The 19097-nt window shown below is 62.6% G+C and carries 15 protein-coding genes; 10 read left to right on the top strand and 5 right to left on the bottom strand.

The window, feature by feature from the left end; translation table 11 throughout:
- Positions 1-22: 22 nt before the first annotated feature.
- Both O3299_RS13885 and O3299_RS13880 read left to right on the top strand, forming a co-directional pair.
- Positions 23-3163, top strand: a complete 3141-nt coding sequence (locus O3299_RS13885) for an error-prone DNA polymerase (RefSeq protein ID WP_305062518.1) — start codon at positions 23-25, stop codon at positions 3161-3163.
- Positions 3164-3202: 39 nt separating this feature from the next.
- On the top strand, positions 3203-3682 hold the full coding sequence (locus tag O3299_RS13880) for a GNAT family N-acetyltransferase (protein WP_305062517.1): 480 nt from the start codon (positions 3203-3205) through the stop codon (positions 3680-3682).
- On the opposite strand, the gene O3299_RS13875 is transcribed toward O3299_RS13880, so the two are convergent.
- Positions 3683-5092, bottom strand: coding sequence for an FAD-binding oxidoreductase (locus O3299_RS13875; protein WP_370385280.1), 1410 nt, complete (start codon positions 5090-5092; stop codon positions 3683-3685).
- 199 nt (positions 5093-5291) lie between these two features.
- Here O3299_RS13875 and O3299_RS13870 point away from each other — a divergent pair, with 199 nt between their 5' ends.
- From O3299_RS13870 to O3299_RS13850, 5 genes are all read left to right on the top strand, one after another.
- Positions 5292-6209 carry a ChaN family lipoprotein gene (locus tag O3299_RS13870; RefSeq protein WP_305062516.1) on the top strand — a complete coding sequence of 306 codons (918 nt, stop codon included), beginning with the start codon at positions 5292-5294 and terminating at the stop codon, positions 6207-6209.
- Between the two features lie 153 nt (positions 6210-6362).
- Positions 6363-7112 (top strand): tonB-system energizer ExbB, encoded by a 750-nt coding sequence (gene exbB, locus O3299_RS13865; RefSeq protein ID WP_289916742.1) that lies wholly within the window; start codon positions 6363-6365, stop codon positions 7110-7112.
- A gap of 3 nt (positions 7113-7115) precedes the next feature.
- Positions 7116-7541: a TonB system transport protein ExbD gene (exbD, locus tag O3299_RS13860; RefSeq protein ID WP_305062515.1), complete on the top strand. Its 426-nt coding sequence runs from the start codon at positions 7116-7118 to the stop codon at positions 7539-7541.
- Entirely contained in the window at positions 7538-8317 is a 780-nt protein-coding gene (locus O3299_RS13855; RefSeq protein WP_305062514.1) for an energy transducer TonB, read from the top strand. Before exbD ends, O3299_RS13855 begins: the two co-directional genes overlap by 4 nt.
- A 38-nt stretch (positions 8318-8355) precedes the next feature.
- On the top strand, positions 8356-10614 hold the full coding sequence (locus O3299_RS13850) for a TonB-dependent receptor domain-containing protein (RefSeq protein WP_305062513.1): 2259 nt from the start codon (positions 8356-8358) through the stop codon (positions 10612-10614).
- Between the two features lie 30 nt (positions 10615-10644).
- Here O3299_RS13850 and O3299_RS13845 read toward each other — a convergent pair whose 3' ends face one another.
- Positions 10645-11052 (bottom strand): PRC-barrel domain-containing protein, encoded by a 408-nt coding sequence (locus O3299_RS13845; protein ID WP_305062512.1) that lies wholly within the window; start codon positions 11050-11052, stop codon positions 10645-10647.
- Positions 11053-11299: 247 nt separating this feature from the next.
- Here O3299_RS13845 and O3299_RS13840 point away from each other — a divergent pair, with 247 nt between their 5' ends.
- The 3 genes from O3299_RS13840 (at position 11300) to ftsB (ending at position 14763) form a co-directional block, all read left to right on the top strand.
- On the top strand, positions 11300-12952 hold the full coding sequence (locus O3299_RS13840) for a CTP synthase (protein WP_099666940.1): 1653 nt from the start codon (positions 11300-11302) through the stop codon (positions 12950-12952).
- Positions 12953-13093: 141 nt separating this feature from the next.
- Positions 13094-14377, top strand: a complete 1284-nt coding sequence (gene eno, locus O3299_RS13835; RefSeq protein ID WP_070260371.1) for a phosphopyruvate hydratase — start codon at positions 13094-13096, stop codon at positions 14375-14377.
- 62 nt (positions 14378-14439) lie between these two features.
- Entirely contained in the window at positions 14440-14763 is a 324-nt protein-coding gene (gene ftsB / locus O3299_RS13830; protein WP_035821182.1) for a cell division protein FtsB, read from the top strand.
- A 338-nt stretch (positions 14764-15101) separates the two neighbouring features.
- Here ftsB and O3299_RS13825 read toward each other — a convergent pair whose 3' ends face one another.
- The 3 genes from O3299_RS13825 to O3299_RS13815 all read right to left on the bottom strand — a co-directional run bounded on the left by O3299_RS13825 (position 15102) and on the right by O3299_RS13815 (position 19071).
- Entirely contained in the window at positions 15102-15380 is a 279-nt protein-coding gene (locus tag O3299_RS13825; protein WP_099666941.1) for a hypothetical protein, read from the bottom strand.
- A gap of 152 nt (positions 15381-15532) precedes the next feature.
- On the bottom strand, positions 15533-16663 hold the full coding sequence (locus O3299_RS13820; RefSeq protein WP_099666942.1) for a glycerophosphodiester phosphodiesterase: 1131 nt from the start codon (positions 16661-16663) through the stop codon (positions 15533-15535).
- Positions 16663-19071 (bottom strand): TonB-dependent receptor, encoded by a 2409-nt coding sequence (locus tag O3299_RS13815; protein WP_305062511.1) that lies wholly within the window; start codon positions 19069-19071, stop codon positions 16663-16665. The genes O3299_RS13820 and O3299_RS13815 overlap by 1 nt, the downstream gene beginning before the upstream one ends.
- Positions 19072-19097: the final 26 nt, after the last annotated feature.

Here is a 19097-nt window from a genome sequence, read left to right as displayed (position 1 = left end):
ATATACAGTATTGAGGTAGATCATGGGGAGCGCAGTCTTACCCGAGTATGCTGAGTTGTACTGCCTGAGTAATTTCAGCTTCCTGCATGGGGCCTCGCATGCGGAAGAGCTGGTGGCGCGCTCTGTCCAGCTTGCTTACCGGGCGCTGGCCATTACCGACGAATGCTCGCTGGCGGGTGTCGTGCGCGCCCATGCGACGGCCAAGCGGGCCGGTTTCCCCCTGATTATCGGCGCGCATTTTCACTTGACGCAGGCCGACGGCAGCCCGGGGCCGTCCCTGCTGGCGCTGGTGCAGGACCGCGACGGTTACGGCAACCTGTCGGAATTGATCACCATGGCGCGCACGCGGGCGGCCAAGGGCCGCTATTTGCTGACGCCCGACGATTTCGCCGCGCCGTCGGCGCAGTTTGCCCATTTGCAAGGGCTGCCCGGCTGTTTGATGATCTTGCTGCCTGGCTATCCGGCCCAGGCCGCGACGCTGCGCGCGCAGGGGGCGTGGATGCTGGCGACCTTTGGCGGCGAGCGCAGCTGGATAGGCTTGAACCTGCTGCAGCGGGTGCAGGATGACGCGCACCGCAGCGCCGTGCAGGACGCCGCGCAGGCGCTGGGCTTGTCCGTGGTGGCCGTTGGCCATGTGTGCATGCACGTGCGTTCGCGCAAGCCGCTGCTCGACACCCTGTGCGCGATCCGCGTGGGCAAACCCGTGGGCGAGTGCGGCTATGCGCTGGCGCAAAACGCGGAGCAGCATCTGCGCGCGCGCTTGCGCCTGGCCAATGTGTATCCGCCGCAGGCGCTGGCGGAAACCCTGCGCATCGCGGACCTGTGCACATTCTCGCTCGACAGCTTGCGCTATGACTATCCCGACGAGCTGGTGCCGCACGGCCACACGCCGGCGACGTATCTGCGCGCAGAAACGTATGCGGGTGCGCGCATCCGTTTTCCGCTGGGCATACCGGCCAACGTGCAGGAGCAGCTCGAACAGGAGCTGGAATTGATCGCGGAGCTGTCGTATGAAGCCTACTTTTTGACCGTGTACGACATCGTGCGCTTTGCCCGCTCGCAAGACATCCTGTGCCAGGGCAGGGGCTCGGCCGCCAATTCGGCCGTCTGCTATTGCCTGCACATTACGGAAGTGGACCCGGCGCGCGGCAATTCGCTGGTCGGGCGCTTCATGTCGCGCGAGCGCAACGAGCCGCCCGACATCGATGTCGACTTCGAGCACCAGCGGCGCGAAGAAGTGATTCAATATATCTACGGCAAATATGGCCGCGAGCGGGCCGCGCTGGCGGCCGTGGTGATCAGCTATCGGCCCAAAAGCGCCTTGCGCGACAGCGGCCGGGCGCTGGGGATCGACCTGGCCATCGTGGAAAAAGTGGCCAAGGCGCACCGCTGGTTCGACGGCAAGCGCGATCTGCTGGAGCGCCTGGCCGAATGCGGGCTGGACCCGGAAGCGGCATTGTCGCAGCAGTGGGCCGGCCTGGCGCAGCAATTGCTGGGCTTTCCCCGCCATCTGTCGCAGCATCCGGGCGGCTTTGTGATTGCGCAAGGAAAGTTGTCGCGCCTGGTGCCCATTGAAAACGCCGCCATGGCTGAGCGCAGCGTCATCGAGTGGGACAAGAACGACCTGGAAGAGCTGGGTTTGATGAAGGTCGACGTGCTGGCGCTGGGCATGCTGTCGGCCCTGCGCCGCGCTCTGGAACTGGTGAGTGCGCGTCGCGGCGAGCCACTCCGCCTGCAGGATATTCCTGCCGAAGACCCGGCCACCTACGACATGATGTGCCAGGCCGACACCATCGGCGTGTTCCAGATCGAGTCGCGCGCGCAGATGAGCATGCTGCCCCGCCTGCGTCCCCGTGCATTCTACGACCTAGTCATCGAGGTGGCGCTCGTGCGCCCCGGCCCCATCCAGGGCGGCATGGTGCATCCGTATCTGCAGCGGCGCCAGAAAAAGGAGCCAATCGATTATCCGAAGGGCCTGGAAAAGGCGCTGGGGCGCACCCTCGGCATTCCCATTTTCCAGGAGCAAGTAATGCAGGTGGCCATCATCGCGGCCGGTTTCACGCCTGGCGAAGCGGACCAGTTGCGGCGCGCCATGGCGGCCTGGAAACGCAAGGGCGGCATGAACAATTACCATGACCGCATCGTCAATGCCATGGTGGAGAATGGTTACGGCAAGGAGTTTGCCGAGGCTATCTTCAGCCAGATCGAAGGCTTTGGCGAATACGGTTTTCCCGAGTCGCACGCGGCCAGTTTCGCGCTGCTGACGTATGCCAGTTCCTGGCTGAAATGCCACGAACCGGCCGCCTTTCTGTGCGCCTTGCTTAACAGCCAGCCCATGGGTTTTTACAGCCCCTCGCAACTGGTGCAGGATGCGCGCCGGCATGGCGTGCCAGTGCTGCCCGTCGACGTGACCGTCAGCGCCTGGGAAGCGGCATTGGAAGCAGGGCAGGACCCCGCGCCCGCCGTGCGCCTGGGCTTGAACAGCCTGTTCGGCATGCGCGCCGAGGCGGCCCGGCGCATCGAGGATGCGCGCGCCATCGCCGCCTTCGTCGACGTGGCCGACCTGGCGCGGCGTGGCGGCCTGGATCGTCATGACTTGCAGGTCTTGGCTGCTGGCAACGCGCTGCACGCGCTGGCCGGGCACCGGCGCGCGGCGCTGTGGCAGGCGGCCGGCGCCGTGCCCGACAGGGATTTGCTGCGCGTCACCACGCCAGAGGAAGACTTGCCCGTGCTGGCCGCGCCGACGGAAGGCGAGAGCATCGTCAGCGACTACCGCGCGCAAGGCCTGACCCTGGGCCGCCACCCGCTGGCGCTGCTGCGCAGGCAATTGCTGGAGCAGCGTTTCCTGCCAGCATCCGCGCTGGCCAGCTACACGGATGGCCAACTGGCGCGCGCCTGCGGCATCGTCACCGTGCGCCAGCGTCCGGGCACGGCCAAGGGCGTCATCTTCATGACCCTGGAAGACGAAACGGGCACCGTCAACGTCATCGTCTGGCCCGACCTGGTGGAAAGCCAGCGCCGCGAAGTGCTGAGCGCGCCGCTGCTGGGCGTGTACGGCGTGTGGCAGCGCGAGGGGCTGGTGCGCAACCTGGTGGCCAAGCGCCTGGTCGACATGTCGCATCTGCTGGGGCGTTTGAGGACCAGCAGCCGCGATTTCTGTTGATGCTTGTCAATGTCGGCCAGGCGGTGGCATGATTATCATATGACTACTTTGCCCGAACCGACACTGCGCCCCGCCCTGGTCGCCGATGCGCCCGCCATCGTCGCCCTGATCGACGACCTGATGCCCTTTTTGACCCTGCATCCCGATGGCGCGGGGGCGGAAAAGTTCATCGAACATTGCCGCCAGCCGGCCATCGAAAGTTACCTGTCGCTACCCAACTATCATTACCAGCTGGCGCACATCGACGGCGAGTTGGCCGGCGTGGTGGCCATGCGTGACAACACGCACCTGTTCCACATGTTCGTGCCGCGCGCGCTGCACCGGCGCGGCATGGCGCGCCGCCTGTGGCGGGCGGCCCGCGATGTCTCGCTGGCCAGGGGGAATGTCACGGCGTTTACCGTCAATTCCTCGGCCTATGCCTTGCCCCTGTACGAAAGCCTGGGCTTTGTCGCCACGGGGCCGAAGGTGGAGACGGGCGGCATCGCCTTCGTGCCGATGCGCATGGAGTGGATAGCCTGATTACCAGCGCACGATCTTGCCCGGGTTCATGATGTTCTTCGGGTCCAGCGCGTGTTTCAGGGCGCGCATGGTGTCGATGGCGCCTTCGCCATGTTCTTCCACGAGAAAGGCCATCTTGTGCATGCCCACGCCGTGTTCTCCCGTGCACGTGCCATCCATGCCGATGGCGCGCGTGACCATGTCGCTGTTGACCTTTTCCGCGCGCGCGATGTCGTTTGGATCGTCCGGGTCGACCAGCATCTGCACGTGGAAGTTGCCGTCGCCCACGTGGCCGATGATGGCGTAGACGAGGCCTTGCGCTTCGCAATCGGCCTGGGTGGCGAGGATGCATTCGGCCAGGCGCGAAATGGGTACGCAGCAATCGGTGGAAATGGCGCGGCTGCCGGGGCGCATCTGCAGCAGGGCAAAGTAGGCGTTGTGGCGCGCGGCCCACAGGCGCGAGCGGTCTTCGGGGCGGCTGGCCCACTCGAAATCGCTGGCGCCGTGTTCCGCCGTGATGGCTTGCACCAGCTGCGCCTGCTCAGCCACGCTGGCCGGCGTGCCGTGGAATTCAAACAGCAGCAAGGGTTTTTCCGGCAAGGCCATCTTGTCGTAGGCGTTGATGGCCTTGACGCTGTTTTCATCGAGAAACTCGACCCGGGCCACGGGAATACCCATCTGGATGGTCTGGATCACGGCGCTGACGGCCTCGCCCGTGCCGGGGAACGAGCACACGGCCGCCGAGATCGCTTCCGGCAGCGGATACAGTTTCACCGTCACTTCCGTGATGATGCCCAGGGTGCCTTCGCTGCCGACGAACAGGCGCGTCAGGTCGTAGCCGGCCGACGATTTCTTTGCCCTGGTTCCCGTCTTGATGATGCGCCCATCGGCCGTCACCACCGTCAGGGCCAGCACGTTTTCGCGCATGGTGCCGTAGCGCACGGCGTTCGTGCCCGAGGCGCGCGTGGCGGCCATGCCGCCCAGCGAGGCATTGGCGCCCGGGTCGATGGGGAAGAACAGACCCGTGTCGCGGAGCTCCTCGTTCAGCTGCTTGCGCGTGACGCCCGCCTGCACGGTGGCCGTCAAGTCTTCACTATGCACTGCTACCATCTGGTTCATTTGCGACAGATCAATTGTCACGCCGCCATGCAGGGCCAGCACGTGGCCTTCCAGCGAAGTGCCGCTGCCGTAGGCGATGACGGGCACGTCGTGCGCGCTGCACAGCTTGACGGCGGCCGCCACTTCCTCGGTGGAATGGGCGAAAATGACGGCGTCCGGCAGCATGGGGGGATAGCTCGACTCGTCGCGGCCATGGTGTGCGCGCATGGCTTGCGTCATGGAAAAACGGTCGGCAAAGATCAGGGAAAGTACGGCAGCAAGGGATACGGGCAGCGGTTTTTTCAGTACCGCCAACTGGTCAGTTTGATTCACGCAAGTCCTCCGTTTTTTTTATTCTACTCCGCACCCGGGGATTTCACCGAAGCACCATATTGATTTTTTGCCAGTTGTAAAAAAACCTGCATGGTTTGCCGCGCTTTGGTTGTAAATGAGAATCATTTCTATTAAAATGCCCGCCTATACCTATTTTGCAACAGTTTGACCCGCAGCTCAGACCCCGAAAGGCCATGCCATGAAATTCCCCCTGTCCTTCTCCGCAGTCCTGCCCGCCTGTGTGCTGGCGCTGAGCGCCTGCAGCAGCGTGGCGCCAGCGACTGACGCTTCTGCCGGCGCCGCCGCGGCATCCGCCGCGCAAGACGTGCGCCAGCTGGGCGAAATCGTCGACTTGCGCAGCGGCCAGCGCGTGACTGCCGAACAATTGCTGGCCCAGCTGGCCGCCGCGCCGCGCGTGATCATCGGCGAGCAGCATGACCAGCTCAGCCATCACCAGATCGAGCAATGGCTGCTGCAGCAATTGCAGGGCCAGCGTCCGCAAGGCAGCGTGTTGCTGGAAATGCTGAACCCGGACCAGCAAGCCAAGGTGGACAAGGTCAAGCCGTGGCTGCAGACGGACCCCGTCGTGCGCCCCGAGCACGTGGCCGAGCTGCTGGCCTGGCAGCCCAGCTGGAAGTGGGCGCAATATGGCGACTTGGTGATGACCGTGATGCGCGCGCCGTATCCCGTCTGGTCGGCCAACCTGGACCGCAGCGAAATCAAGCAATTGTTTATCGACAAGCCAGCCGTGCAGGGCAAGCATTCGAACCTGGCCAACGACGGCAAGGTGCATAACAAATTGAAAGACATCATCCGCGTCATGCATGACAACCAGATCGACGAGCCGCGCCTGGCCGCCATGCTGTCGGTGCAGCAGCAGCGCGACCGCCGCATGGCCGAGCGCCTGCTGGCCGCGCCCGCGCCGGCCGTGCTGATCGCCGGCGCCTACCATGCGCACAAGGACCTGGGCGTGCCGCTGCACGTGCAAGACTTGACGGGCGGCCCGGCGCCGCTGGTGCTGGTCCTGGCACAGCAGGGCGCCACGGTGCTGGTGCCGCAGGCGGATTTCGTCTGGTTCACGCCGGTTGTCGCGCCCGCCGTCGCCAGCGCCAAGTAAGCCGTTTCACCTCCGCCGGGCGGTCAGCCCGGCACTCTCCCCCAGCAAGCTCCCCCATAGCAGCCAGGTAGTTCGTCCGATTTTTTTGCATGCGCGTGCGCGCCGTTGGCGCAGCCATGCCTGTTACCTGTCAAAGTTCTCATGCGTATCCCCTTGTTCCGTATCAAAGCCGCCAGCTGCGGTGTCGTTCTTTCCCTGTTGCATGCCACCGCGCAAGCGTCCGCCTTACCCCATGACATGTCGCCGCTGGGCATGTTTTTCGCCGCCGACCAGGTCGTCAAAAGCGTGCTCATCGGTTTGCTGGTCGCCGCGCTGGCCACCTGGGTGGTCTTGCTGGTGAAGGGCGCCAGTTTGCTGCAAGCCCGGCGCGAGGCGGCGCACGCCGTCGCCATGCTGAAGACGGCCACCTCCTTGCCGGACGCGGCCGTCAAAGTGGAGGGCGCAGGAGCCATTTCGCTGGCGCAACAGTTGCTCGCTGATGTACAGCAAGAACTGAGTCTGTCGCACGCCAGCGCGCCGGCGGCGGCCCTGAAGGAGCGGGCCGGCTTTCGCCAGGAACAGTTCATTGCGCAGCAGGTGCGCGCCATGACGCAAGGCATCGGCTTGCTGGCCAGCATAGGCGCCGTGGCGCCGTTCGTCGGCCTGTTCGGCACCGTGTGGGGCATCATGAACAGTTTTATCGGCATCGCCGTCAGCCAGAGCACGAACCTGGCCACCGTGGCGCCGGGCATCGCGGAAGCCTTGCTGGCCACCGCCCTGGGCCTGGTGGCGGCGATCCCCGCCGTCGTCATCTATAACGTCTTGAGCCGTGGCATCAACCAGTACAAGGCGCAGCTGCGCGCCGCTTCCGCGCAAGTGCTGCTGATGCTGAGCCGCGACCTCGACACGCGCCAGCAGGCCTGAGCCATGGCTTCCCTGTTTCCCTCCCAGGACGATGACACGGCCGACATGCCGGAGTTGAGCGAGATCAATGTCACGCCCTTCATCGACGTGATGCTGGTGCTGTTGATCATCTTCATGGTCGTTTCGCCGCTGGCCACGGTCGACTTGAAAATCGACTTGCCGGCCGCCACGGCCAAGCCCGAACCCCGTCCCGAGAAACCGTTGTTCGTGTCGCTGAAGGCGGACCGCAGCCTGTACCTGGGCGAGTCTCCCGTGGCGCGCGAGCATCTGGGCAGCCTGCTCGACGCGCAAACGGGCGGCGATCGCCAGCGCACCCTGTTTTTCCAGGCCGACAAGCAAGCCGCGTATGAAGACGTGCTGGGCGTGATGGATGCCCTGCGCCAGGCCGGCTACCTGAAAGTGGGCCTGGTCGGCCGGGAGGGCGGGTGAGTCCGCAGTCCGGGCTGGCGCCGCGCCCCCTATTGAGCTGGGGCATCGCTACTGCGCTGGTGGTGGCCGCTGCGCTGGCGCTGCTGCTGTGGGCCGGCTGGCAGCCCGTCGCCGTGGCGCCCGCCAATCCGGCGGCCAGCGTGATGGTGGTCTTTGCCGCGCAAGCGATGTCGCCGGAGACGCAGGTGGCGCACGCCGTGGGCGCGCGCCAGTCGGCCGCGTTCAGCGCCGCCCGGCCGCCAAAGAGTCCAACCAGGCAAGAGGCGCTGCCGGTGCTGGCGCGCGCCGCCGCGCCGGAGATCGTCGCGGCGGAAAAAGAGGAAAAGGCGGCGGCCAGTCCGTCGGCGGAGCCGGGCAAGGATGCCGCGAAGGACGCGTCCGTGCCCGCGCAGGCCAGCAGCAGCGCCACGCCGGCGCCGGCCGCCGTGCGCGGTCCGCAGGCGGCGCCGTTCAACAGCGACACGCCGTCAAGCAGCGCGGCGCCGGCCAGCTGGCAAAGCCAGGTGCTTGGCCACCTGGCGCACTTCAAGCGTTATCCGGGCGATGCGCGCGAGCGCAAGCGGGCTGGCGCCGCCTGGGTGCGCTTCCAGGTGGACCGCGACGGCAAATTGCTGGCCAGCGAGCTGGTCACGTCGTCGGGCACGGTGCTGCTCGACCGCGAAGCCTTGCAAGTGCTGCAGCGCGCGCAGCCGCTGCCGGCGCCGCCCGACAACGTATTGCGCCAGGGCACGGTGACGGTGACCTTGCCCGTGTCGTTCAAGCTCGACGCCAGCTGAATTTCAAATTTTTCAATAACACAACAAATCGAGGGTGTATGCATATCAAGACAATGACGCAGGCCGTGGGCATCTGCATGGCCTTGCTCGCGCAGCAGGCATGGGCGCAACAGGCGCAAGACAGTGGCAAGGTGGAATTTCCGCCGCTGAATGTATCGGGTGAAACGGTGCCTGCGGAACGGCAGGCGCTGGAAAAACCGGGCGCCGTCAGCGCGCGCGGGGCCGATACGCGCTTGCAGCCCGTGGACCAGATCGTGCGCAGCATGCCGGGCACGTTTACCCAGATCGATCCGGCGCAGGGCGCCGTCAGCGTCAACATCCGCGGCTTGTCGGGCCTGGGGCGCGTCAACATGATGGTCGATGGCGTGAGCCAGAATTACTATGGCAGCGCGCCGTCGTCCGTGTCGCACGGCGGCGTGCCCAGCAGCCAGTTCGGCGCGCTGATCGACCCGAATTTCATCATCGGCGTGGATGTGTCGCGTGGCAATGTCGTCGGCGGCGACGGCGTCAATGCGCTGGCCGGCAGCGCCAATTTCCGCACCATCGGCGTCGATGACGTCGTCTTCGCCGGGGAAAAGACGGGGGCGCGCACGAAGATGTGGACCGGTAATAACGGCGTGGGCCGCAGCGCCATGCTGGCCGTGGCCATGAAAAACCCCGCCTTCGATGGCGGCAGCGTGGGCTTCATGGCCGCCACCAGTGCGAGCGTGATCGGCAACAACTACAAGAATGCGAAGGGCGTCAACAGCGAGGAATTCGGTTTCGGCTACAACCGCTATTACAAGCAAAAACCCAAGTCGCAATTGCTCAAGCTGGACCTCAAATTGAGCGACTTCCATGCGCTGGAACTGTCGGCGCGCGATTACCGCAGCACGTTTACGCGCCGCGACATCCACAGCGATGACTACTACGTAAAATATCACTACACGCCGTTTTCCGAGTTGATCGACCTCAATGTGGTGGCCAGCAGCAGCCGCGGCAACCAGAAATACATGCCCGAGGCGCTGACCAATTTCATCAATACGAATGCGGCCAACCGCGCCGACGCGGTCGACATCAACAACACCAGCAGCTTCAGGCTGGCGGGCGGCGATGCGCTGGTGACCATCGGCGGCAAGCTGATGCGCAATAAATACAGCAAGCACGTGGAAAGCCTGGTCGACGATCCGGACAACCCGGATGCGAACCAGCAATCGATTGAAAACAATACGTTCGGCCCAGAGGGCGTGCAAAAGATCAACAGCCTGTATGCGGGCCTGCAATACAACCGCGGTATTGTTCAAGTCAATGCGGGCCTCAACTACACGCACTTCGATTTGACGGGCCACAAGCCCGCCTGCGACTTGCGCGTGCAGTGCTTCCCGCAAGGGGCAAGCAATATTGCGTTGAAGGAGCATGGCATCAATCCCTCGCTGCTCGTTTCCGCGCAGGTGACGCCGTGGTTCCAGCCGTTTGCCAGCGCCGAGCGCACCATGCGCGGGCCGAATCCGCAGGAAGTATTTTTCTCGAATGACGGCGGGGCGTCGATGAACCCCTTCCTGAAGGGCGAGCGGGCCAGCACCTACCAGCTGGGTTTCAATTCCAGCCTGCATGGCTTGCTGAGCAAGAACGATGCGCTGAATTTCAAGGCCTTGTATTTCAAGAGCAAGATCGATGGCTATATCACCAGCCAGTCCTTCCTCGTGTGCGACAGCGGGCGCAAGTGCAATATCGCGGAAGTGATCGCCAAGGACTGGCAGAATGTGGATGAATACGTGACCAATATGTATATCTACATCAACTCAGCCACGCCCGTGTATTCGCGCGGCTGGGAACTGGAAGCGCAATATCACCTGGGGCCGGCGTATGCGCGCCTGTCGTACACGCGCGAAACGACGCGCCAGCCCACGTCGATCGCCAGCGCCTGGTTTGGCGCGGCCGACATCAGCGAACTGCCCAGCGTGTACTACAACCTCGACGTGGGCACGCGCCTGCTGGACAACAAGCTGGAAGTGGGCGCCATCCTCAAGCACACGGGCTCGAACCGCCGCCTGTCGCCGGACAATGACGCCGATGAAGCGACAGGGGAAGTGCTCAAGGCCGACAATCCGAAGATCCCGGCCGTGATCGACTTGTATGCGAGCTACCAGGTCAGCAAGAACCTGTTTCTGCGCCTGTCCGTGCAAAACGCCATGAACAAGGATTTTTCGGAAGCGCTGAACCGCCTGAACTCGATGCCGTCGCAGTCGCAAGAGAATACGCCGCTGAGCACGGCGCGGGGCAGGACGTATGTGGCAGGGCTGGAGTACCGCTTTTAAAGCAGGCCCAAGCCCCGCGCCTTGGCTTAATTAATACTCGCGCGGCGTCGTTCCATAATAGCTATGGATCGACGTCGCCCAAGCGCTGTCCGCCATGTTCGGCCAGTTATCCGTGTCGAAGCCGGGGGCGTTTTCGATGCGTTCCTTGTCGACGTTGAGGGTGAAGCGCTTGTTGACGGTGTCGAGCAGCAGCGCCTCCCACGGCACGGCGAACAGCTTTTCGCCGATGCTGAAGACGCCGCCGTGCGACATGACGGCGTAGGCGATCTTGCCGCTGCGCATGTCGAGCATGATTTCCTTGATTTCGCCCAGGTGTTCATCCTTGGCATTGTGCACATGGTCGCCGATCAGGGTGTCGGCGCCCATCAGTTCAGGGCCGGGGCCTTTGTGGCCGCGGTTGACATACATGCCGTAGGCGTCGCGTTCTTCGTAGCTCATGATGGACCTCCTGTTGAAAAATCCCAGTCTGCCGCCGGGGCGCGGCAGGGTCTGTTCGCTCGCCCACACAACATATGGAATTGGAAATATTTCAATTATTGTTATTGGGTAATTTTGTTGCGCGTAGACAGCAGGAGGGGGAGGGATAGTCGGTATTTGGCGCAAATTTCCGTGCGCGGGGAGCGACGCAGGCGGGCTTTAGTGTATAATTTCAATTTCCCGCACGTGCCGTTCGGCACCATCTGCAATGACCAAATTTGTCTTCGTCACTGGTGGCGTTGTGTCTTCCCTTGGAAAAGGGATTGCCGCCGCCTCCCTCGCCGCGATCCTCGAATCGCGCGGCCTTAAAGTCACCATGCTCAAGCTCGACCCGTATATCAACGTCGATCCTGGCACGATGAGCCCTATGCAACACGGTGAAGTATTCGTCACCGATGACGGGGCCGAAACCGACCTCGACCTCGGTCACTACGAGCGCTTCATTTCCACCCGCATGAAAAAGGTGAATAACTTCACCACTGGCCAGATCTATGAATCGGTGATCCGCAAGGAACGCCGGGGCGAATATCTGGGCAAGACCGTGCAGGTGATTCCGCATATCACCAATGAAATCCAGGATTACATCCGCCGTGGCGCCGAAGGCTACGACGTGGCCCTGTGCGAAATCGGCGGCACCGTCGGCGATATCGAATCCTTGCCATTCCTGGAAGCGGCACGCCAGCTGAGCCTGCGCGCCGGCCGCAAGAACACGGCTTTCGTCCACCTGACCCTGGTGCCTTACATCGCCTCGGCCGGTGAACTGAAAACCAAGCCGACCCAGCACTCGGTGCAAAAGCTGCGCGAAATCGGCATCTTGCCGAATGCGCTGCTGTGCCGCGCCGACCGCGCCATCCCGGAAGACGAGCGCGCGAAAATCTCGCTGTTCTCGAACATCGAGGAAGACGCCGTCATTTCCGTGTGGGACGTCGACACCATCTACAAAGTGCCGCAAATGCTGCACGACCAGGGCCTCGACAAGATCATCTGCGACGCGCTGGACCTCGATCCTGCGCCGGCCGACCTGTCGATCTGGAGCAAGTTGATCTACACGATGGAGCACCCGAAGGCGGAAGTGACCGTCGGCATGGTCGGCAAGTATGTCGAGCTGACCGAGTCGTACAAGTCGCTGATCGAAGCGCTGCGCCACGCCGGCATCCACACGGAAAGCCGCGTCAACATCGAGTACATCGATTCGGAAGAAATCGAAACGACCGGTTGCGACAACCTGGCCAAGTACGATGCCATCCTGGTACCGGGCGGCTTCGGCAAGCGCGGCGTGGAAGGCAAGATCAAGGCGGCCCAGTTTGCCCGTGAAAACAAGATCCCTTACCTGGGCATCTGCCTGGGCATGCAAGTGGCCCTGATCGAATACGCGCGCAACAAGGCTGGCATGCCGAACGCGAATTCGACCGAGTTCGACCTTGATACGGATCAACCTGTCGTTGCACTGATCAATGAGTGGCAAAACCACGATGGTAAAGTCGAGTTGCGCGATGAAAACTCGGACCTGGGCGGTACCATGCGCCTGGGCGCGCAGACCTGCGCCGTCAATCCGGGCACCCTCGCCGCCGAGATCTACGGCAGCGTGGTGACCGAGCGTCACCGTCATCGCTACGAAGCCAATAATCACTACCTGGCCCGTGTCGAATCGGCTGGCCTGATCGTGTCGGCCCGCACGCCGAGCGAAGATTTGTGCGAAATCATGGAATTGCCGCGCACGGGTGAAAATTCCCACCCTTGGTATATGGGCGTGCAATACCATCCCGAGTTCAAGTCGACGCCACGCACCGGCCATCCGTTGTTTACGTCGTTCATCAAGGCAGCGCTGGCGCACAAAGAAGCCAACGCCGCTGCGGAATAACGCGGTCGATCGCGACAGTATTACCCGTAAGACAGCTCCCGGCCAGATCGTTCCCGCCGGGAGTTTCTTTGCCCCCTTTGTGCAATTGCGCATCAGAACGCAGTGTGCAGCCCCCTGTTAAGCTTAACTTTGGAGAATGACATGAGTGCTATTGTTGATATTATCGGCCGCGAAATCCTGGACTCGCGCGGTAACCCGACCGTCGAATGCGATGTGTTGCTGGAATCGGGCGTGATGGGCCGTGCAGCCGTACCGTCGGGTGCCTCGACCGGTTCGCGCGAAGCCGTGGAATTGCGCGATGGCGACGCCAAGCGCTACTTCGGCAAGGGCGTGCTGCAAGCATGCGAGAACATCAACACCGAAATCTCCGAAGCCATCATGGGCCTGGACGCCAATGAACAGGCTTTCCTGGACCGTACCCTGATCGACCTGGACGGCACGGAAAACAAATCGCGCCTGGGCGCCAACGCCATCCTGGCCGTCTCGATGGCTGTCGCCAAGGCTGCCGCCGAAGAAGCCGGCTTGCCGCTGTACCGCTATTTCGGCGGTTCGGGCGCCATGCAGATGCCAGTGCCGATGATGAACGTCATCAACGGCGGCGCACACGCCGACAACAACCTGGATATCCAGGAATTCATGATCATTCCCGTGGGCGCTCCGTCGTTCAAGGAAGCCGTCCGCTACGGCGCGGAAGTGTTCCACACGCTGAAAAAGATCCTGCACAAGAAGGGTCTGAACACCAACGTGGGCGACGAAGGCGGTTTCGCGCCATCGCTGGCCAACCATGAAGAAGCCATCAAGCTGATCATCCAGGCCATCGAAGAAGCGGGCTACGAGCCAGGCACGCAGATCGCCATCGGCCTCGATTGCGCCGCGTCCGAGTTCTACAAGAACGGCAAGTACGAAATGGAAGGCGAAGGCCTGAGCCTGACCGCCACCGAGTTCACCAACTTGCTGGCGACCTGGTGCGACAAGTACCCGATCATCTCGATCGAAGACGCGATGCACGAAGGCGACTGGGACGGCTGGGCGATCCTCACAAAGGAACTGGGCAAGAAAGTGCAACTGGTCGGCGACGACCTGTATGTCACCAACACCAAGATCCTGAAAGAAGGCATCTCGAAAGGCATCGCCAACTCGATCTTGATCAAGATCAACCAGATCGGTACCCTGACGGAAACCTTCGCCGCCATCGAAATGGCCAAGCGCGCCGGTTACACGGCCGTCATTTCACACCGCTCGGGCGAAACGGAAGACTCGACCATCGCCGATATCGCCGTTGCCACGAACGCCCTGCAGATCAAGACGGGCTCGATGTCGCGTTCGGACCGCATGGCCAAGTACAACCAGCTGCTGCGTATCGAGGAAGACCTGGGCGACATCGCCAGCTACCCTGGCCGCGATGCGTTCTATAATCTGAAGTAAGCTGATGTAAAACCCACTGGCCGGCCGGAGATGTTCCGGCCGGTTTTTTAACTGAATGCCCCATGCGCCTCATTACGCTCGCCCTGGCAGCCCTGCTGCTGTTGATACAATTTCCCCTCTGGCTGGGTAAAGGCGGCTGGCTGCGTGTTGCCGACATGGAAGCCCAAGTGGCGGTGGCCAATAAAAAGAACATGGAATTGAAGGCGCGCAACGCCAAGCTCGAATCCGAAGTGCGCGACCTGAAAGATGGTACGGGCGCCGTCGAAGAGCGTGCCCGCTACGAGCTGGGCATGGTCAAACAGAATGAGATTTTCGTGCAGATCGTGCGCAAGGGCCAGACCCCGCCACTGCTGGAAACACCGGTGGACGCCGCGGCGCCACATTAAGACAGTACTACTTCCCGCTTGCCAGCCTGGACCGATTGCCAGGCTGACATATCACTTTACTTCCTTGTACCTATTACCTTGTACTGCTGCACACGCATGGCGCGGCGTGCTGCTGCCTTGCTGCTTGCTGATCAGAAACGGGCCTTGCCGGTCGTGATCAGGTAAAAATGGATGCCGGTGACCACGACGGCGACACTTACCAGTACGGTTTCGAGAAATATCATATAAAAATCCTTGTCAGTATTTAGTTAGCTTAAAAAACGTCCAGGGCCAGGCGCCAAGCCGAAGACAGTACGAAGGTACGGCAAGGCGCAGGCAACGCCGCCCTGGGCGTTTTTTTAGCCGCGCGACGCGAGGAAGCGCAGTTCGGCTGCCAGATTCGGCATCAGTTTTTCGTAGCGGTTCGCTTCCGAGTTCAGCAGGGCGAAATCGCGCTTGCTTGGACGCACATAGCGTTGTTCTTCATCACTGACGCTGCTGGCGATGACTTCCTTCTGCGCCAGTTCGCTGTACGGCTTGGAAGCGAGCAGGGCGCCCAGGAAGGCGCGCGTGGCGCGGCCCAGGTTGCTGAAGTAATTGTCGTTGTCGTTGCTGTAGGTGTTGGTAAAAGTGGACATATGCCCTCCATGAATGGTCTGTTGTTGCATTGCACAATAATGGAGTTTGCGATATGCGTCCAATTTCAAATTCCAATTTCAGAAATTCAAGAAACGCATAATAAGGGCGTAGCCATCGGCCACGCCCTGAAAATGAATTTGTTACGAAATGTTTATCCTGCGGCGATGCGTCCCAAACCCGGATCGTCGCTGAAAAAACCGTCCAGTCCCGTCTCGATATAGCGCCGCATTTCCGCCACGGATCCCGCTTCGTTGCGCGCATTCTCGCCATTGCCGTCGCGGAAGTCGGCCGCCAGGAAGCGGTTTTCCGGACGGAAGGTCCACGTGTGCAGCAGCAAGCCCGCCTGGTGCGCATCGTCGACGATGGAAGAGGGCTTGGCCAGGCGCTGGTCAGCGCCCAGCGGGATGATTCCTCGCGTTGGCGGCGCCACCACGTCCGCGTAGGCGGCGATGTCGCGCAGGCCGGCCGGCGTCGTCATCTGGCCAAACGTCAGCTTGCCGCCCGCCTTGGCCACGTCCATCGGACGGATGTCGCCGCCCACCACCAGCTGCATCAGGCGCACGTTGGCGCGCCGTCCCAGCTTCTCGCGCAAGTATTTCAAATTGGCCACTTCGAAGGACTGGATTTCGATGGGCGCGCGGCGCGTGTACTCGTGCGCCAGCAGGGTCGACAGGAAACGGTCTTCCAGCGCCAGGCCCGCATCGCGGAAATACGTGGAGCTTTTCAGCTCCGGCACGAGGCCGATGACGCGTCCGCTGGCGGCTGATTGCGCTGCAACAAAATCGATGATTTCTTCCCAGGTGGGGATCTGGAATTGTCCATCGTACAAGGTGTTGCCGGTGCGTACTTTCGGCAGCCGTTCGATGGCGCGCAGGGTTTTCAATTCCGCCAGCGTGAAGTCGTCGACGAACCAGCCTTCGTGCCATTCGCCGTCGACCATCTTCTTGCCGCGCCGGCTGGCAAACTCGGGTCGGCGGGCCACGTCGGTGGTGTCGATCAGGTTGCTTTCGTGGCGCGCCACGAGAATGCCGTCGCGCGTGGCGACCAGGTCCGGCTCGACGTAGTCGGCGCCGTCGAGGATGGCCTTGGCGTAGGACGCCAAGGTATGCTCGGGACGCAGGGCGCTGGCGCCCCGGTGGGCGAAGACGAGCGGACGGCTTGGCTTTGTTTCCAGCAGGCCCGCGGCAAAGCCGGGCGCGGCGGCCAGCGCCAAGCCGCCGACGGCCGCCTGGACGAAGCTGCGGCGCGAAAAGTGCCGTTGCGGAAGGATAGGCGTACGCATCAGAAATCCGCCGTCAAGGTGAGGAAGCCCTGGCGCGGGGCGATGGGGAAGGTGTTGTACGTCTTGTCGGCCGCGCCGACCACCACGTTCAGCGAGCCTTCGCGGTTGGCCAGGTTGCTCACATTTACGCGCCAGCGCGGGTTTTTCAGCCAGCCGGCCATGGCTGGCAGCTTGCCCGACACGCCCAGGCCCATCAGGAAATAGCTTGGGACGGACAAATCGTTGGTGTACGTCGCGTAGCGCTTGCCCACATAGTCTCCCGTCAGTTGCACTTCGATGTCGCCAAACGTGGCGGAAGCAACAAACTTGTTCAGCCATTCAGGCGAGCCCGGCACGTTCTTGCCCGCCGTCAAGACCAGCGCGGCGCCATTGTTGTAATTGTCCGCGTACTGCGAGCGGTTGTACGACAGGGCATTGTAGAACGAGAAATTGTTGCCGAAGTGCACGGTGCCCGCGATATCGATGCCGTCCGTGCGCACGCTGCCCACGTTGGCCAGCACGGGGTTGCCGCCAATGATGGAGGAAATCACGGGCGTTGGGCTGATCTGCAGCAAACGGTTGCTGAAATCGACGTGGTAGACGTTGACCTGGCCATCGATGGCCGTGATGGCGCCCAGGCTCAATGGGTGGCTGCCGCGCACGCCCACTTCATAGGTGAGGGCCGTTTCCGGCTTGGCGTCGCGCTTGAACAGGTCGAAGGCTGCCTGGCTCGACAAGCTCCAGGGCGACGCGCCGCCGCCGCCATAGGTGACGAACTGGCGCATGTTTTTCTGGATATTGAAGTACAGCTGGTCTTGCGGCGTGAAATCCCAGCGCGCGCCCACTTGCGGCAAGAACCATTTTTTCGTGTTGATGGTGCCGACCGGCAATGCCGTCGAGCCGCCGGCGATGGCGCCCTTGGCCGGCTGCACGGGGAATTGGCCATCGGCAAATTGCAGGCTGGACTTGAAGCCGGCTTGCAGGGCGACATCGGGGCGGATGCGCCATTCATCCTGCAAGTGCAGCTGCACCACCTTGTTGTCGATTTCGCTGCCGTACTGCGTGATCAAAGGATTGCTGGGGCGGTCGTACGGCGACGTCGGGTTGTTGACGTCCAGCGCATACCAGCGGCGGTAGGCGGACGAGCGGTTCTGTTCCAGCCACAGGCCCGCTTCCAGCTGGTGATTGCCGATTTCCTTGCGCAGGGTGGAAAGGAAGCCGCCCCGCTTGATGTCGTATTCCGTCGTGCGCACGGCGTAGCCCGAGTTGCCGAACACCTGTTTCAGGTTCTGTTTCGGGTAGTACACGCTGAACAGGCCCGGCAAGCCGGCCACGCCGATGGGGCCGGCCACCACGCCCGCGCCGTCATCCTTGTGGTAATACACCTGGTTCGACCACGTCATGCCTTCGGACAAGTTGGCGTCGAACTTGGCGTAAGCCAGGTAATCGGTGCGCTGCGCATCGCTGTAGTAGTTGCGGTAATTGTTGCCGTCCGCGGCAGGCGTGGCGCCCGTCGGCGACAGGTAATTCAGGGCCGCCTTGAAGTCCGGATACAGGAAGGGGCGCGTGTATGGCGCGCTCGTCTCGCCCGCCACGTGCACGGTGCTGTCTTCGTTCGGCTCGATCTTGTCCGAGTAATTGAAGAACAGGGTCAGCTTGCCCGCCTCGCTGCGGTTGACGTACTTGGCGTTGAACTGGTCGCCGCCCTGGCGCGCATCGAAGTCCCAGGCGCGCGCTTCATGGTGCAGGATGGAAAAATAGGCGCTGCTGCCATCGCCGAAGGCGCCCGTGTCATAGCGGGCAAACGTGCGCGACGTGCGGTGGCTGCCCACCGTTTGCTGCACGCTGGCGCCTTGCGTGGCCAGCGGGTCGCTGGAATAGGTTTCGATGGTGCCGCCCAGGTTGCTGGTCGACGCCGTGGCCAGGTCGCCCGCGCCAGACGACAGCACGACGCTGCGCACGTTTTCGCTGATCACGGCGCGCTGCGGCGACAGGCCGTTGTAGTTGCCGTATTGCTGGTCGCCCAGCGGCACGCCGTCCATGGTGTAGCCCAGTTGTTGGCCGGAAAAACCATGCACGAACAGCGACAGGTTTTGCTCGTTGTTGCCCCATGGGTCGGCCGTCTGGAAGCTGACGCCAGGCAAGGTTTGCAGGGCCTTTAACGGATTCGTGCCGGGCAGGATTTTCTGGATTTCATTCTTGCTCAGGGCGACGGAAGAGCGCGTCTTGCGCGAGGAAATCTCCACGGTGGCCATCGGGGCATTGTCGTCGGCAGCGGGGGCGGCGGCCATGTCGGTGGCGGCGGACGCCACGGCGGCGGCGACGGCCGTTTGCGCCAGGGCCGGCAAGGAGAGGCCTGCGGCGCAAGCGCCCAGCAACACATGGAAGGAATGGCGGCGCAGGGCCAGCGTCAAGTGGGTATTCATCATCAGCCTGTGGAAAGTATTGGAAGTAA

This window comes from Janthinobacterium sp. SUN176, assembly GCF_030587335.1.
Classification (GTDB): domain Bacteria; phylum Pseudomonadota; class Gammaproteobacteria; order Burkholderiales; family Burkholderiaceae_D; genus Janthinobacterium; species Janthinobacterium kumbetense.
This window is presented reverse-complemented; position numbering and strand designations above follow the sequence as displayed.